We start from the raw sequence: 16,036 nt of genomic DNA on the forward strand, positions 1-16,036 counted from the left end.
CACGAATAATTTTCTATCCCCAAACCACCTCAACACCCTACTCCAACACCCAACACCCAGACCACCCTCTCCAAACAACGCCTACCCCCACAAAACAAAACTCCTCCCCTACCCACCATCGCCTACTCACCAGAGTACCATCGCCTACTTGCCTGAGCAAAGAGGTTCCCTCTAGGGAGGGACTCCAGTCTCTCCCCAGAGAAACTCCAGTCCCTCCCTAGAGAGACTTTCCCCGCTAGCGCTACCCCTGCCCTCCACTTTCCCATCGTTCACCAAACTTCTATCAGCAAGAAGCGGCATGGAGTAGTCATGAAAACAAAATAGCATAAGCTATTACAGACAATGGATTTGTCTTATAACAAATTAGTGCAGTGTGCGACAGGCTCGGTTGAGGGCAAAGCACGAGACCATGGATAGGGAGCTACGCAAAATAGTCCCCCTTCCTCCCCTCACGCAGTGCGGCAGAGCCGCACTGCGTGAGGGGAGGAAGGGGGAAGGAGGCACGCCTTCACCACGCCCTCCTTCGTCGTGGATCTTATAGCTCCACTCCTCAGTTCAGACGAGGCTAACGAAAACTGCGCTAATGTAATCTGATAATATTCTATTTATCAACATGTTGCCCTTTTAACATTTACACCACCGAAGAACGCATTATCTAGAATCATCCTTCCAGTATATAAAATAACCCTCTATCCCTACGAATACATTTGCCTCCTTTGTAATAGTTCATTCGTATTCAGTGGACGTAATGAAGAGAATTGGGGAAGCTATCCAACTTTCATTGCTGCCTCTCCCCCAAAGTAGAAGTCATACACATTGTATATATAGAGCATAACAAAATAAAGACCCGAGCAGGACAATTACTATTGTCGCTACTCGGGTAGTTTACATTGCCTCTTCTCCGTATGCCGACCTCATGCCCATAAAGGGACTTGAGTCATTTAGCACAAGAGAGACTTTCCCTGAATCTATCGCTTATCCGAGGGAACTAGGGATGGTTCAGAGAGGATCAGGGAGATTGAAGGTATCGCCTTCTTCGAGTGTTCCCACCTTATACCCCTTACTGAGCCATGCCATACGCTGCTTTGAAGTACCATGGTTGAAAGCATCTGGCACGGTATAGCCTTGCGCTTCCATCTGTAGCTTGTCATCGCCAATGGCATGTGCCGCATTGATACCCTCCTCTAGGTCTCCAGGCTCCAGCGAACCGTACCTCGCATTATCGTGGTGTGCCCACATCCCTGCAAAATAATCGGCTTGTAACTCTAGGCGTACACTCACCTTGTTGGCATCCGTCTTACTCATCTGAGCCATCTGCTGGTGCGCTTGGTCTAGGATGCCCAATAGATGCTGCACGTGGTGTCCCACTTCGTGCGCAATCACGTAGGCATAGGCGAAGTCACCACCTGCTTTGAGCTGCGTCTTCATCTGCTTAAAGAATGAAAGGTCGATATATACCGTTTGGTCTGCCGAACAGTAGAATGGACCGACCTGAGACGAAGCACCGCCACATCCGCTCTGCACCGCATCGGTAAACATTACGAGCTTTGGTGGCTGATATTGTAGCCCTTTCTCGGCGAATACCTTAGTCCACACATCTTCTGTACCAGCGAGAACGACTTTTACGAGTCTAGCCAGTTCCTCCTCCTCAGCCGTAGGCACATACTCCTGGGTTGTCCCTTGCTGTCCTTGTATTATCTCTCCAGCGCCCTCCTTGAGTACGTCAAGAGGGTTGCCGCCCATAAACCAAGTAATCAAGCCCACAATGATTAGGCCACCTATACCCATCGAAGCACGCTTGACGCCCTTTCCACGGCGATCCTCTACATTACTACTCTCTCTTCGTCCATCTAGTTTCATATAACTCTATCTAACTCATGAATGATTCTACTGAGACAAAGATAAATAAAAAGCGCATACCCTCCCACGCTTAGGAAAGAACACATGACCACCATCGTGATATATCACAGTGGTGTATAGTGGTTAGATGATGCCGACGGAGAAGTAGACCATTACTCCTGCCAGCACGATATAACCGATGGCGTATGGTAGTGCTGAGGCAAGAATCTTGCCATCCTCGCCCTCCATGCTACATGCGGCTGTTGCGATAGCGATACTCTGAGGTGAGATAATCTTACCTCCTGTTGCTCCCGCTGTATTCGCAGCCACCAACCAATTGTGGTCGGGGTAGCTGATTTGGGTCGCTACATTGGATTGTAGTTTACCAAATAGGATATTGGAGGAGGTATCGCTACCCGTAACGAAGGTACCAATAGCACCAATCAGTGGCGCGAAGAGCGGATAGAGACTTCCTGTAGCTGCTGCAAGTGTAGAAGCAATCACCACAATCATACCAGCATAACCCATCACAGAAGCAATAGAAACTAGGCTAAGAATCGTGACTACGGTCTTTCTGAGCCCTACTACCGTCTTGGCGAGTATCTGCATCAGTTCCTTGAAAGAGAGCCCCTGGATAAGTCCTCCTATTACGCTACCAAGGAAAAGCATCAGACCAGCATTGGAGAGCCAACCGAAAGTAAAGAATTTGCCCTCCGGATATATAGGTAGGTGTACTTGGCTCACGAGGTGGCTCTTCAGGAAAGCACTCACTGGAGGTACTAGTGGTCCACTCAACACAATGAATACTAGGATGAAGAAGTAGACACTCCAAGCACGCAGGTTGGCGCCTAGTGATGCCTTATTGCCCTCCTCTCTCGTGCCCTTCTTGGTAAAGAGCTTTGCGTAAAGGATAATCACGAGTATTGCTGCCACGCTACCGAAGATTGCCGGTGTCTCCGCCCCTAGGTAACGTGCCGATACGTATTGCACCACGAGGGATACCACTCCCACGAGAAGTGCCAGCACGATATTTTTCACAAGCGCTTTGCGGCTACTATCGGTGAGGAATAGGATTATGAAGGGCAATATAATCATCAGGGGTGATAGCTGTAGTACCACCTTGGAGGAGATATCTAGTAGATCCTCATGCGTAGCGGCACCATTGGCTGCCACTTCGTTGGCGAGTGTTGTCACCGGCACGCCTACAGCACCAAAGCCTGTGGGCACACTATTGGCAATCAGCGATACAAGGGCGCTAAACCCTGGCTTAAAGCCTAAAGACATCAGGATAGCAGCGGGGATAGCAACAGCGGTACCGAAGCCCGCCATACCCTCGAGAAGCCCTCCGAAGCCCCAAGTGAGGAGAAGCACCGTGATGCCCTTATCATCGGAGAGCGAAGTGAACTGTCGTTTGAGGAGCTCTATATCGCCACTCTTGAGTAGGATATTGTAGCTATAAATAGCCATCAGTATGATGATAAGGATTGGGAAAGTAGCTTTAAGTAATCCCTCCACCACAGCCCACCACACACCGCCTTGGGTGTAAGCAGCAGGGGCGAAGTCCAATCGCTCAGGCAGGAATAGTGCTACCAGCACGGTAACTACCAGCGTAATAAAAGCGCTCTTGTGCCCAGGCATCTTGAAGCCCAGCATCAGCACAAATAGGAGGATAATCGGGAGGATTGCAAATAATATGTCCATATTACACCTTTGTATATATTACGTGAGTAGCACTATTGTTTCCTTTGCTCCATGAGCACCCTTTACAAGTGCTTGTTCGATATCTGCCGTCTTGGATGGACCAGAGATAAAACCTCTATACTCAGCAGGGTGGTTGGCAGGGACGCGCTGGTAGGCTTCGTGCATTGTATTTACCAGTTCGTTCCTATCCAGGAGTATCAGCATCGCTTCCGAGATGAAGTAGATAGCACGTTGGCGATAGCTCTGTTCGAAATAGACAGCGCCATTTTCGCAGACGCCAAACTTGCCTCTCATTACCACTAGGTCGGTGCCATTGAGTTCGGCTGGAGTTGCGATGTCGTCGGGGTTATAAGTAGCTACACCCACCTCAGGTAGGTTGCAGGCAATGCGCTGAGCATCGGGGTAAAGGCGTCGGATAGCTTGGTCTATGGTCTCTCCCTCTTGGAGGAGCTCAGCTCTACCTCCTACTCCTGCCGAGATATCGATAAACTGCTGTAGCTTGTCGATATACGACGTGTGGTTGATATTTATCTCGGGCAAAGGATAGCGCTCGCCTGTATGCCGACGCAGGCTATCCAAGATATATTGTTTACTATTACTCATAATGTTGGATTACTTCTTGTGATTTTCCTTCCACCAGTTATTGAACGACTGCTTGGCAAACTTCGGTAGCTCTCTTGCCTCTCCCCACGCATTGAGCTTATTGTACAAGAGTGGGCGAGGTAGTTTATTGGCAATAGGTGCCAATCGGAGTGCGGTATTGAAGAGCCCAGGGCTATTTAGCACTGGTGTCATGGTCTGAATCATCAATTTCTTTTCCTTATTAGCCTCTCCGAGCCTATCGAGCTTCTGTCTCCATACATAGATCTGCTCGCCTAGATCCACCTTTACAGGGCAGACATTAGAGCAGGAGAGACAGAGCGAGCAAGCAGAGACATTGCCCGAATGCTCGTGTGCATCATGGAGCATCCCTAGGTTGATACCTATAGGACCAGGGATAAAGTAGCTATAGGAGTAGCCACCACTACGACGATACACTGGGCAGGTATTCATACATGCGCCACAGCGGATACAATTGAGTACCTTGCGGTGCTCAGGCTGAGCGAGAATCTCCGAGCGCCCATTATCTACTAGTATAAAGTGCTGCTCCCCACCCTCATGAGGTCGACCAAAGTGTGCAGTATAGGTCGTACTGGGCTGTCCTGTAGCCGAACGTGCCAGCAATCGGGTGAATACAGCTAGGCTATCGCGGTTGGGAATTAGTTTGTCTATACCGAAAGCAGAGATATTGAGCTTCTGGCACGCCATACCCATATCGGCATTGCCCTCGTTGGTACAGACCACCACCTCACCTGTCTCAGCAATGGCGAAGTTGCCACCAGTCATTGCGGCATCGGCATTGAGGAAGTCCTGCCTGAGCGATTTGCGCGCTTGGTGGGTGAGGTAGGTAGGATCCGAATTGCCCCTCTCGCTCCCAAGTTTATTTTCGAATAGTTGTCCCACGGCTTGCCTCTTGATGTGGATTGCAGGCATCACGATATGGCTTGGATGCGCGCCCATTAATTGCAAAATGCGCTCGCCGAGGTCGCTCTCCACTACATCTATCCCCCTCTCCATCAGATACTCATTGAGCTCGCACTCCTCCGAGAGCATGGACTTGCTCTTGACCATCTTCTTTACTTCGTGCTTCGCCAAAATCTCATGGATAATTTGGCGATACTCCTCCGCATCCTTAGCGTAGTGCACAAAGCATCCATTGGCAGTTGCCTGTGCCTCGAACTGCTCTATCAGTTCGGGCAGATGCGACGTACTGTACATCTTGATATCATGGGCGAGTTGGCGGAGCTCCTCCCACTCTGGGATGGCCTTGCTCAGGCGGTCGCGCTTCTGTCGTACGAGCCAAAGGGTCTCGTCGTGCCACTGCGCATTATCTTTATTCTCTTGGAAGGCTTTGGCAGCCTTAGCGTGACGTGTACTCATAAGTTAGCTGTTAGGATTTGTAAGAAATGGATAGTCTGGATAGGTAGATGCTCACGATCGATGACGCCCTGCATGTGCATGAGGCATGAGCTATCGGCACCTGTGATATACTCTGCACCTGTGGCCATGTGGTCACGTACCTTGTCGTGCCCCATACAGCCCGATACATCAGGCTCCTCCACAGAGAAGAGTCCTCCGAAGCCGCAGCACTCATCGATGCGCTCTGGCTCCTTCACCGTGATGCCTTCTACCTTTTCTAGTAGCGCACGTACCTTATTGAAATACGGCATGGTACGCTCCGATGGTGCCGAGAGCCCGAGCTCGCGTACACCGTGGCAGCTATTGTGGAGGCTTACAGTATGAGGGAAGCGACTAGGGAACCGCTCAGGCTGTACGATATCGTGGAGGAATTCTGCGATGTCGTATATATACTGAACCGAGTGACACTCGTGCGGCTCACGCCCTAGTATACCAGGGTGGAACTCCTTGACAAAAGCAACGCAACTAGCTGATGGACCTACGATATAATCATACGCCAAGAAAAGTCGTTCGAAGCGCTCAGCCAACTGAAGCGACTTTCCTTCGTATCCACCATTAGCCATAGGCTGCCCGCAGCAGGTCTGGTCGAGTGGATAATCTACATCCAATCCCAACGATTTGAGTAACTTGTAACACGCGATACCCACCTCTGGGTACACAGCATTGATATAACAGGGGATAAACAACCCTATCTTTTTCCCTTTCAATTCATTATTCATATTCAGCAGTGATGATTCATTAAATATAGGCGACCATTCTCAATATCCCCAAATGTAGGTATTTTCTAGAAAACACAATAGAAAATAGCAAATCAAACGATGTATATTTCTATTTATCCTAATATTATAGGACAAATGCCAAACATATCTGGGTATTTACTTGATAACAGATAGGACTTCGGCAAGGGATAACGACTGTGGAACTAAAATAGGGCATATAGGGGGAGCGCTGGATACCACCTTTGTCTATTAGGGGGGAAATGGGTATTTTTGTTTGGTATGAATGATGGGGAGGGCTAACTGAGACGACAAATTGATAATGAAGCAGGTCAAGCGAATAGGTATTCTATCTTCGGGCGGTGATGCGCCTGGTATCAATGCCACCATTAGAGCGGTGGCAAAGACAGCGATAACAGCACACGGCATGGAGGTATTGGGATTTCAGGGTGGTTTTACCGGCATCACCAATAAGAACTATGTAGAGCTCAATATGATGAACCTCTCTAGCCTACTCAGTATGGGGGGCACTATTCTGGGCAGTAGCCGCGACAAGGCTTTTCGTAAAGCATTACTCAAGGATAGCGCTGCACTGGAGGAGTTCAAGAAGTCTTGGAAGGAGCTAGGGCTCGATGCTATTGTCTGCATCGGGGGGAATGGCACGCAGAAGACTACTGCAGTAGTCTCCGAACTTGGCTTCCCTGCAGTGGGTATCCCCAAGACGATTGATAATGATGTGTATGGTACAGACATCACGTTTGGATTCGATACCGCAGTAAGCATCGCGACCGAACTAATCGACCGCATCCATAGCACAGCACAGAGCCACAACCGCGTGATTGTGGTGGAGGTGATGGGGCACGAAGCAGGGTGGATAGCGCTCCACTCTGGTATGGCAAGTGGTGCGGACGTTATCCTACTGCCTGAGCTTGGTTGCGAACTCGATATCGTCTTCCGTGCTATCCGAAAGCGCTATGAAGAGGGGAAGAACTATGCGATTATCGTGGTAGCGGAGGGCGTTGTATTTGATGAGCAGAAGGAGATCCCAGAAGAGCAATGCGAGTCGGCAGGGCACTACCTCTCCCGTAAGCTCCGAGAGGAAGCGGGTATCGATAGTCGGGAGACTGTCCTCGGTTATGTACAGAGAGGCGGAGCGCCCTCATCGTTCGACCGCAACCTCTGTACCCGATTTGGCGGGCACGCCTCTCAGCTCCTTGCCGATGGGATATCGGGCGTTATGGTGAGCATGAAGGGAGGTAAGATTACCCATGTACCGCTTAGTCAGGTAAGAGACAAGCTCAAGCTCGTACAGCCCAATGATGAGCTCATCCGCGAGGGACGCCGTATGGATGTCTGCTTCGGGGTGGACTTCGCTGATATTCGCACTAAGCTAGAAAAATAGTAGAGATAGGGACGTACCATGCTTGAGATACAATTTAAGATACCCTATTATATAGGTGTAGCAGGGCAGGCACTTCAGTGGGTGGGGCGCATCAACGGCTCCGAGATGACCTTCAACCTGAAGCCCGATGATGCTAATTACTATTGGAGCCTACTCCTCAGTGTGCCAGGGGAGTCAACGGCTGAATTGATTTATAGTTATCGTGTAGTGCAGGGCGATTCTATCATCCGCACCGAACCCCCTCTTGTGCCGCACTCTCTTAGGCTCTCGCTGGCGCAGGGTGAGACCAGCGGTAGGATTGCTATCGATGACCGATGGATAGATACCACTGCAGAGCACCGAATGAGCGACGCTCCCCTAGCCGAGCTACTGGGGCGCACCGACCTTTCGCGCCTTAGGATACCCTCTTTCGATACGGGGTCGGGCGATGTCTTCCTCATCCATAGTTTTCAGGAATACAAGGGAGAGCTACTCGTAGTAGGTGCTGACCCCTCTATCGGGGCTTGGTATCCGGAGAAAGGGCTGACGCTTGCCCTGAGTCGTAAGGGCTATCTCCTCCAATTCCCTAAGCGGGTAGCCACTGAGTACAAACTGGTGTGGCGGCTTCCCTCGGGCGAAGTGCGCTGGGAGCTAGGCGAGAATAGGTACTATCAGCCGGACGATGACGGTATCTTTACCTTCGGTCACCTCGATCTGCCGCACTTCGAGGGCGCAGAGCCTATGCACCGACAGCTAACGGGGACGGCGGTACCGCTCTTCTCCTTGAGAGGAAGGCATACCCAAGGGGTTGGCGACTTCACTGCCGCCACTGAGCTACTTGATTGGATGCAGCGTACTGGGCAGTCTGTCCTACAATTGCTCCCTATCTACGATACCACCTTCACCCGTACCGACCGAGATTCCTACCCCTATAGTGCCATCACCACTTACGGCATTCATCCTATCTACCTCGACCTTCGGGCATTGCCAGGCTTTGCCGAAGCGCCTGAGAAAGAGGAGTGGTTGCGCACCGCTCGAGCGCTAGAGGCGGAGCCCAAGGTGCAGTTTGCGAAAGTCTTAAGGTTCAAGGAAGAAGTGATAGAGTGCCTATTCCAAAGATGGAATGAGCGCCCCAAGAGTCGGCAGTTTAGCCATTTCTTCCGTACAGAGCAGGCACAGCTATTACCCTATGCCCTCTTCTGTGCCATCCGAGACCGCTACCCCGACACCCTCGTGGCGCATTATCCCTACTACGCTGAGGTATTACTCAGTTGGGAGAAAGATAAGAGCTATCTAGGGGAGAACCTAGAGGAGGCTGTATTACGGTGTGCTTTTGTACAGTATCACTTGTATAAACAATTGGGGCAACTAGTGGAGGAGGCGCACAAGCGAGGGATATTGATTAAGGGCGATCTCCCCATTGGTGTAGCACGTAATAGCATAGATGTCTGGGTCGAACCCCATCTGTTCCACCTCCATCTAGATGCAGGGTCTCCGCCCGATGCCTTCTCCCCTACAGGACAAGACTGGGGATTCCCTACTTACAACTGGGCGGAAATGGAGCGGGAGGGCTTCGCATGGTGGCGTAGACGGCTACAGAGTATGAGCCGTCACTTCGATGCCCTGAGGATAGACCACATCCTTGGGTTCTTTCGTATCTGGAGCATCCCAGCAGGGTCGGGCGATGCCTCGCTCGGGTGGTATGTCCCCGCTCTTGGCTATACCGCTGAAGAGGTTTCGGGGGTGGCAGACTTCTGTAATAGAGATGAGCAAGGGCTCTACCACCCGCTTATGGAGCCCCAGCAGCGTAAGCGTTATGCGCTCCTCTCTCACGAGCTGAAACAAAAGATAGCAGCTCTCTCCGACGATTACTACCATCACAGGAACGAAAGCTTATGGCGAGAGACCGCACTCAAGAGGCTTACCAAGGTGATGACCGCCAGCGATATCTTGCTGTGTGCCGAAGACCTTGGGGTGTTGCCCAAGAGTATTCAAGAGGTGCTCTCCTCTCTAGAACTCCTCTCGCTCGAGGTGCTCAGGATGCCTAAATGCCTTGGCAAGCGCTTTGTGGAGCCACAGGATATCCCATGGTTATCGGTACTCACTACGGGGACGCACGATATGGCTTCGCTTAGGGCTTGGTGGGCATCCCTTTCGAATAGTGAGCGCCAAGAACTAGCGGAACTGTATCACTTTACAGACGAGGTAACGCCTCGGGGTTTGGTGAAAGCCTTACTCCGAGAACCTCGGGCACTCCTTTTGATATTGCCCCTACAGGATTGGTTCACGCTTACAGGCTATGGCGCTGAGATTGATCCACAAGATGAGCAAGTCAATATACCCGAAGACCCTCGCCATGTATGGAATTACAGGGTTCCCCTGCCCCGCTAATAATAATAGGAACGCCTCTGCGGTCTAGTCGCTAGACCGCAGAGGCGTTCCTATTATAAGGCTATTGCAAGAAACAACATTCTCATTGTTGCGAGCGATACCGTAGTGATATAGTCTCTATGCCCTAGGTTACTCGCCCTTAATTGTATTGATCTTAAGCGCTTTGAAGAGGTTTACAATCACCAGTGGTGCCACCATAAGGCCACCCGCATACCACCAATGCTTAGCATCGAGCATCTGTAGGTGGAAAATCTCACGAAGCCAAGGCACGAAGAGTACCACCAGTACTAGGGCAATCGAGATCAGCATAGCCCACAGGATAGATGGATTGCGGAAGGGTGAAGTCTTGAAGCTAAACTGTGTGTCGGAGTGGAGGTTGCGGATGTGAAGTATCTGAGATACACAGATCGCAATAAATGCCATCGTCTGCCCCATTGCTTGTCCGCCATCTCTGTAGCCAATAAGGAAGGCTGCCAGACCAATACCACCTATCATAATCCCTTGGTAGATGATTCGCCAGATAAACCCTTTGGTAAAGAAGCCCGCCTGATTATCTCTCGGTGGGCGCTGCATAATGTCTTTGTCGATAGGGTCTAAGCTAATCGCCAGTGCGGGTAGACTATCGGTAACCAGGTTAATCCACAGCAAGTGGATAGGGAGAAGTGGTGTGCCGAGGTTGAATATCGTGGCAATAAAGATGAGTGCGACCTCTCCTATATTAGTAGAGAGAAGGTACTGAATAGACTTTACGATATTCTTGTAGATACGGCGTCCCTCTCGCACCGCTTGCACGATGGTTGCGAAGTTGTCATCGGTTAGTATCACATCGGAAGCCCCCTTAGAAACCTCCGTGCCAGTGATGCCCATTGCCACTCCGATATTGGCTGTCTTGAGTGCTGGGGCATCGTTTACACCGTCTCCCGTCATTGAGACTATCTCGCCATGTTTCTGCCAAGCCTCTACAATCTGTACCTTATGTTCAGGCGCTACTCGGGCATAGACCGAAGTATGTGGTACCGCCTCATAAAGCTCTTCAGGCGAAAGCTGCTGAAGCTCCTCCCCAGTGAGCACTTGGTCACCTTCATTGAGAATCCCCATCTCGGCGGCTATGGCAGTAGCTGTTACCTTGTGGTCGCCCGTAATCATCACTGGCTTAATGCCAGCACTACGGCACTCTGCTACGGCATCGATAGCCTCAGGGCGTGGTGGGTCGATCATCCCAAGCAGTCCTATAAAGGTGAGTCCCTGCTCCACAACCTCTGGCGTAGGCTCTGTAGGTACACTAGAGACCTCGGCTGTAGCCACAGCCAATACCCTCAGAGCCTGCTCAGCCATGGCGATATTGCCCCGCTTGATCTGCTCCCGAATATCATCGGTGAGTGGTAGGCGTTCGCCATGGGCGTAATAGTGTGTGCACACCTCGAGTACCTCGTCGGTACCGCCTTTGAGGTGGGTGACGAGTTGCCCCTCTGGTGAACGATTGATCGTGGACATACGCTTGCGGTCGGAGTCGAATGGCACCTCTGCCTCGCGCTTATAGGTGGCTTCCAGCTCGTTTTTATTCATCCCTATCTTCTCCGCGAAAGCGATGATGGCTGTCTCTGTAGGGTCGCCCGAGAAGCGGTTCTCGGCATTCGGATCATCCGACATATGTGCTTCATTGCTCAGCGAACCGGATAGAATCATTTGCTTCATAGCCTCGCTCTCAGGGAGATCCCCCTTAGAGACATCTAGTTCTTCATCGAGTGTCCATAAGCGCACTATGGTCATTTTGTTTTGCGTGAGGGTACCTGTCTTATCAGAACAGATAACCGAAGCACTACCTAAGGTCTCTACCGAAGGTAGGGTGCGCACAATCGCATTTTGCTTGGCAAGGCGCTGCACACCCATGGCGAGCACGAGGGTAGAAATCACCTGTAGTCCCTCGGGGATAGCTGCTACGGCAAGCGAGACAGCCATCATAAACATATCCAGAATAGAATTACCGTAGATGATACCGAGGGCAAAGATAACGACACAGATACCCAGCGCTACGTAACCCAATACTCTGCCGAGCTGATTGAGGCGCACTTGCATAGGCGTAGCTTGTACATTGGCACTCTCCAGCATGCCAGCTATCTTGCCCACCTCAGTATTCATACCCGTATGCACCACGATTCCCTTACCGCGTCCGTAGGCGATAAGACCGGTAGAGAAAGCCATATTATTCTGATCCCCTGGGGAAACCTCTTGCTGAGCTAGGATAGCTTGGGCATCTTTCTCTGTTGGTACCGACTCGCCAGTGAGTGCCGACTCTTGTATCTTGAGGTTGACACTCTCTATCAGGCGCATATCTGCGGGTACAATATCGCCTACATCGAGAATGACTATGTCGCCCGGTACGATCTCCTCCGAATTGATTTCCTGTACATTGCCACCCCTGAGGACCTTGGAGTGAGGAGCACTCATGGCATTGAGTGCTTCGATAGATACCATCGCCTTATATTCCTGCCATGTGCCGATGATAGCATTCACGATAAGGATGGCTAGGATAATGATACTATCGGTATAGTTACCCGTATGCTCCAAGATACTGACCACAGCCATCACGACTGCCGCAGCGATGAGTACGAATACAAGGCTGCTATTGAACTGCTGTAGGAATAGGCGCCAAAGAGGAGTCTGTTGCTTCTGGTTCAGTTTGTTGGGACCATATTGCTCCCGTCTCGTCTCTACCTCATTAGCTGATAGTCCCTGCTCTACCGATGTCTCCAGATGAGTAGCTACCTCGCTAATAGGGCTATTATAAAAGTTCTCTGATTTCATATCTATTTATTTATCCTTCAATATTATGCTTTCCTGCAAAGGTACACTAAATAAAATTGCTATCAGATAATAACCCTCTATTCACCAACAGTATTCCAATTATTTATGAGCGTAGTAGCTCAATAGATTAGACATTATCTTCGGGAGGGCGATGTGAGGAGTTTATCTCGTTGTCGCCAATCGGGGAGAAGCCGATCCATCGCCTGACGGAAGGAGGCTCCGTGGTTGTGGATATGAAAGTGCAACAACTCGTGCACCACGATATACTCGATCACTTCGGGTGGGTAAAAAGCAAGGCGCATGGCGAAGTAGACCTTCTTGGTATGGGGTAAGCACTTGCCCCAATAGCTACGCACGGCTTTAATATCTGCCCTCCGTACTTCCACTTGGAGGATTTTAGACCACTTGGAGAGAAAGAGGCTTAGCTGCGTCTCTAGATAGGTCACATCCTTGTCTTCGATGGTCTTGGAGTGCTCAGCCATCACCATTTCCCCTTTGGCAGCAGCCTGAGCTATCCAACGTGCCTTGGCGGCGAGGACTTCGGCAACCTCCGCTTCGGTAGCCTGTAGTGGGGCGGACAAATGCACCTGTCCCGTAGTGTGGGATAGGCGCAAGGTGAAATGCTTCACCGCCTTCCAAGTCACGACTACGGGACAGGTGCCTGAGAATAAAGTCTTGATCACAGATTTACCGGAGGATAGAGGGTATTCCACCATGTAGGGTCATCGTGGAGCCAGCGTTGGAACCAAGCCATAGCGCTTTGCATCCAGCGGAGGCGCTTAGCTGGGTCGTAAATACCATGATCCTCGCCATATATCTTGATAAACTCTACCTCCTTACCAAGTATCTTGAGGGCATTGTACATCTGTACGCTCTCTCCGATAGGCACATTGACATCAGAAGTACCATGAAGCAGGAGGATAGGGGTATTGATTTTATCAGCATTGAAGATGGGGCTTTGCTTAGCGTACAGCTCTGGATTGTTCCAAGGGTAGCTGCCGTAGCTCGCTACCGTACTGTAGCCGATACCCCAGGTACCTTCGCCCCAGTAAGAAGCGATATTGCTAATACCTGCGTGGCTAACAGCAGCTGCAAAGGTATCGGTAACGGTCTGCAGGTACATGGTCATAAAGCCACCATAGCTAGCACCGATACAACCAATCTTATCGGCATTGACGTAAGGATGCTGTGCACAGAAGCCCTTCACAGAAGCGATAATCTCATCTGCCGTACGCTGCCCCCAGGCATTGATGTGCCTAGCAGCGTACTCCTGACCCCAGCCAGTAGTACCACTAGGGTTGAGGGTGAGGACTACATAGTCTTGGGCAGCAAACATAGGGAGAGAGTAAGAACCCTCAAAGGTGCGTGCTGTAGGAGAAGTACCGCCATAGTAGTAGACAATCATAGGGTACTTCTTATTGGTATCAAAGTTAGGTGGCAGGTAGAAGCGCCCTGGCACTACGTCACCATTAGGCATCGTAAAGCTCCACTCTGTAGCGGTGCCTAGCTGTAGGTCTGCCATCTTTTTGCTGGCAAGATCATAGATAAGACGCTCGCGCCCATTGCGAATCTGGTAGAAGCGGTCGGAGTTGAGCATGCTTTGTCCAGAGTAAGTAATGAGGGTGCCTCGGTTGTCCACTGCGAACCGGCGTACCACCTCCTCTTTGGTAGGCACCTGAGTGATGCGTCCTGAGCGGAGGTCTACACGGTAGAGCGATACGTAGTCTTTGTTTTCGGCTGTGAAGTAGGCTTCGAACTTATCGAAGAGTGGCTCCACGCTCTTTACACTTGGGTCGAAGTCTCTAGTGAGTGCCTTGGCAGTCTTGGTCTGTCGGTCGTAGAGGAAGAGCTGGTAGTCGTAGGTATTGGCGATGCCATCTTTAGGCAGATTGCGCCCTATGCCATTGAAGGCATTGGCAGTACCAGTGATAAGGAGGTAGCGAGGGTCGGAAGTGTAATTGACCGAACTGATATCGCTGGTATTGCTAAAGAGGGTATCGACCTTTAGGGTCTGGAGATCCATTGTCATATAATCGCCAGCCGAGAAAGGTATCTCTGTAGTGTTGTGGTTGTTGCTGAAGATGATCTCCTTGCTATCCTTAGAGACGCCCTGCAGTGAAGTATCACGGTACCCATAGGTGAGAGGCTGATAGATGCCAGTACGGAGGTCGAAAATAGCTAGGAAGTTACGGTTACGGTAGCTACCCGTGGTATCGTAACGGTCCATAACACGCTCTACAAACTTCTTATTCTCTGGACCCTTGTCGGTCGTGACGTAGATGAGTTTGTCCTCGGTAGGGGTGAAGAAACAATAGCCATCGCTGGGGATAGATGGGTGAAGTACTTCAGTGAGCATAGTAGAGGGGTCAAGGGCGATCAGGCGCTTACCGGTGTCGCTATCCATAGTCACCCACAACTTATCACTACAGGGCATCCACTGCGCAGAGATATAGGTACCATCGAGGTGTGCAATAGGTTTGTCGCCATCGTAGAGGAGGACTGAGTAGACTGGCTTATTATCGACCTTCTCACTAATTGTGAGGGTCGAGTATCTGCCTGATGGGGAGACAGTGGTACCACCTACGCTTTCGCCAGTAAGCATATACTGGATGCTAAGGTAGCTGTGGTCGTCGGTAGGGAACGTAACCTTGGTGTGCTTACTCTCGGGCACAAAGCGAATACGCCACTTAGCCTGCCCGCCAGCATTCGATAGCAGACGAAGCCCTAAGGTATGTGATACACTGGGTTGTAGTTGTACGGGGAGGGTACGGGTCGCCTTTTCGTCGGTCTGCCCTATCTGTTTGCCGTCGAGGAATAGGCGGAAAGGGGCATCGCTCTCAATAATCAGCTTGCCTTTCTCGAAGTTAGTACTTAGGAGCGAGACCAGGTAGGTCTGGATGCTCTTCTTGCCATCGTGGAGGGTGGAGTCGGTAACCATGTAGCCCTCCTTTGTAGCCGAGACATCTCTCAGTAGGCTGTTATCCAAGCGGGTCTGAGGGAAGGTGGCTAGCGTGCTCGTCATATCGAACGCCTGGCCACTAATGTTGACACTATCGCTCATAAAAGGAGCGTTGGCTACCACTGGTTCGAAAGCTCTGTACTTCCCGATGGTCAGGGTATCGCTCTGTGCTGCGGCACCAACCGCAATAAGTGCGCACCCTAGGATTTGGATGATTCTATTCAT

General features: G+C 50.8%; 11 protein-coding genes. 2 read left to right on the forward strand and 9 right to left on the reverse strand.

The window, feature by feature from the left end; genetic code table 11:
* Positions 1 to 122: 122 nt before the first annotated feature.
* The 6 genes from A3GG_RS13620 to A3GG_RS0105870 form a co-directional block, all read right to left on the reverse strand.
* On the reverse strand, positions 123 to 266 hold the full coding sequence (locus tag A3GG_RS13620) for a hypothetical protein (protein ID WP_018358385.1): 144 nt from the start codon (positions 264 to 266) through the stop codon (positions 123 to 125).
* Positions 267 to 999: 733 nt separating this feature from the next.
* Positions 1,000 to 1,860, reverse strand: a complete 861-nt coding sequence (gene ypfJ, locus A3GG_RS0105850) for a KPN_02809 family neutral zinc metallopeptidase (protein WP_018358386.1) — start codon at positions 1,858 to 1,860, stop codon at positions 1,000 to 1,002.
* A 123-nt stretch (positions 1,861 to 1,983) separates the two neighbouring features.
* On the reverse strand, positions 1,984 to 3,540 hold the full coding sequence (locus A3GG_RS0105855; protein WP_018358387.1) for an L-lactate permease: 1,557 nt from the start codon (positions 3,538 to 3,540) through the stop codon (positions 1,984 to 1,986).
* 18 nt (positions 3,541 to 3,558) lie between these two features.
* A complete protein-coding gene (locus A3GG_RS0105860) occupies positions 3,559 to 4,143 on the reverse strand; it encodes a LutC/YkgG family protein (protein WP_018358388.1) in 585 nt (194 codons plus the stop codon).
* Between the two features lie 9 nt (positions 4,144 to 4,152).
* Positions 4,153 to 5,520 (reverse strand): lactate utilization protein B, encoded by a 1,368-nt coding sequence (locus tag A3GG_RS0105865; RefSeq protein ID WP_018358389.1) that lies wholly within the window; start codon positions 5,518 to 5,520, stop codon positions 4,153 to 4,155.
* Positions 5,517 to 6,278 (reverse strand): (Fe-S)-binding protein, encoded by a 762-nt coding sequence (locus A3GG_RS0105870; RefSeq protein WP_018358390.1) that lies wholly within the window; start codon positions 6,276 to 6,278, stop codon positions 5,517 to 5,519. The genes A3GG_RS0105865 and A3GG_RS0105870 overlap by 4 nt, the downstream gene beginning before the upstream one ends.
* Positions 6,279 to 6,597: 319 nt before the next feature.
* Here A3GG_RS0105870 and A3GG_RS0105875 point away from each other — a divergent pair, with 319 nt between their 5' ends.
* Together A3GG_RS0105875 and A3GG_RS0105880 are read left to right on the forward strand one after the other, a co-directional pair.
* Complete coding sequence (locus A3GG_RS0105875) at positions 6,598 to 7,677, forward strand: 6-phosphofructokinase (protein WP_018358391.1); 1,080 nt, start codon at positions 6,598 to 6,600, stop codon at positions 7,675 to 7,677.
* A gap of 18 nt (positions 7,678 to 7,695) precedes the next feature.
* On the forward strand, positions 7,696 to 10,047 hold the full coding sequence (locus A3GG_RS0105880; RefSeq protein ID WP_018358392.1) for a 4-alpha-glucanotransferase: 2,352 nt from the start codon (positions 7,696 to 7,698) through the stop codon (positions 10,045 to 10,047).
* 129 nt (positions 10,048 to 10,176) lie between these two features.
* On the opposite strand, the gene A3GG_RS0105885 is transcribed toward A3GG_RS0105880, so the two are convergent.
* The 3 genes from A3GG_RS0105885 to A3GG_RS0105895 all read right to left on the reverse strand — a co-directional run bounded on the left by A3GG_RS0105885 (position 10,177) and on the right by A3GG_RS0105895 (position 16,036).
* Complete coding sequence (locus tag A3GG_RS0105885; protein ID WP_018358393.1) at positions 10,177 to 12,852, reverse strand: calcium-translocating P-type ATPase, PMCA-type; 2,676 nt, start codon at positions 12,850 to 12,852, stop codon at positions 10,177 to 10,179.
* Between the two features lie 134 nt (positions 12,853 to 12,986).
* Positions 12,987 to 13,535: a M48 family metallopeptidase gene (locus tag A3GG_RS0105890; protein ID WP_018358394.1), complete on the reverse strand. Its 549-nt coding sequence runs from the start codon at positions 13,533 to 13,535 to the stop codon at positions 12,987 to 12,989.
* Positions 13,532 to 16,036: a S9 family peptidase gene (locus A3GG_RS0105895; protein ID WP_018358395.1), complete on the reverse strand. Its 2,505-nt coding sequence runs from the start codon at positions 16,034 to 16,036 to the stop codon at positions 13,532 to 13,534. Before A3GG_RS0105895 ends, A3GG_RS0105890 begins: the two co-directional genes overlap by 4 nt.

The sequence above is a fragment of the Porphyromonas levii DSM 23370 genome (assembly GCF_000379925.1).
Lineage (GTDB): Bacteria > Bacteroidota > Bacteroidia > Bacteroidales > Porphyromonadaceae > Porphyromonas_A > Porphyromonas_A levii.

Coding starts and splice junctions, on each gene's coding strand:
- A3GG_RS13620 (WP_018358385.1), bottom strand. CDS start 266: ATGGGAAAGTGGAGGGCAGGGGTAGCGCTAGCGGGGAAAGTCTCTCTA.
- ypfJ (WP_018358386.1), bottom strand. CDS start 1,860: ATGAAACTAGATGGACGAAGAGAGAGTAGTAATGTAGAGGATCGCCGT.
- A3GG_RS0105855 (WP_018358387.1), bottom strand. CDS start 3,540: ATGGACATATTATTTGCAATCCTCCCGATTATCCTCCTATTTGTGCTG.
- A3GG_RS0105860 (WP_018358388.1), bottom strand. CDS start 4,143: ATGAGTAATAGTAAACAATATATCTTGGATAGCCTGCGTCGGCATACA.
- A3GG_RS0105865 (WP_018358389.1), bottom strand. CDS start 5,520: ATGAGTACACGTCACGCTAAGGCTGCCAAAGCCTTCCAAGAGAATAAA.
- A3GG_RS0105870 (WP_018358390.1), bottom strand. CDS start 6,278: ATGAATAATGAATTGAAAGGGAAAAAGATAGGGTTGTTTATCCCCTGT.
- A3GG_RS0105875 (WP_018358391.1), top strand. CDS start 6,598: ATGAAGCAGGTCAAGCGAATAGGTATTCTATCTTCGGGCGGTGATGCG.
- A3GG_RS0105880 (WP_018358392.1), top strand. CDS start 7,696: ATGCTTGAGATACAATTTAAGATACCCTATTATATAGGTGTAGCAGGG.
- A3GG_RS0105885 (WP_018358393.1), bottom strand. CDS start 12,852: ATGAAATCAGAGAACTTTTATAATAGCCCTATTAGCGAGGTAGCTACT.
- A3GG_RS0105895 (WP_018358395.1), bottom strand. CDS start 16,036: ATGAATAGAATCATCCAAATCCTAGGGTGCGCACTTATTGCGGTTGGT.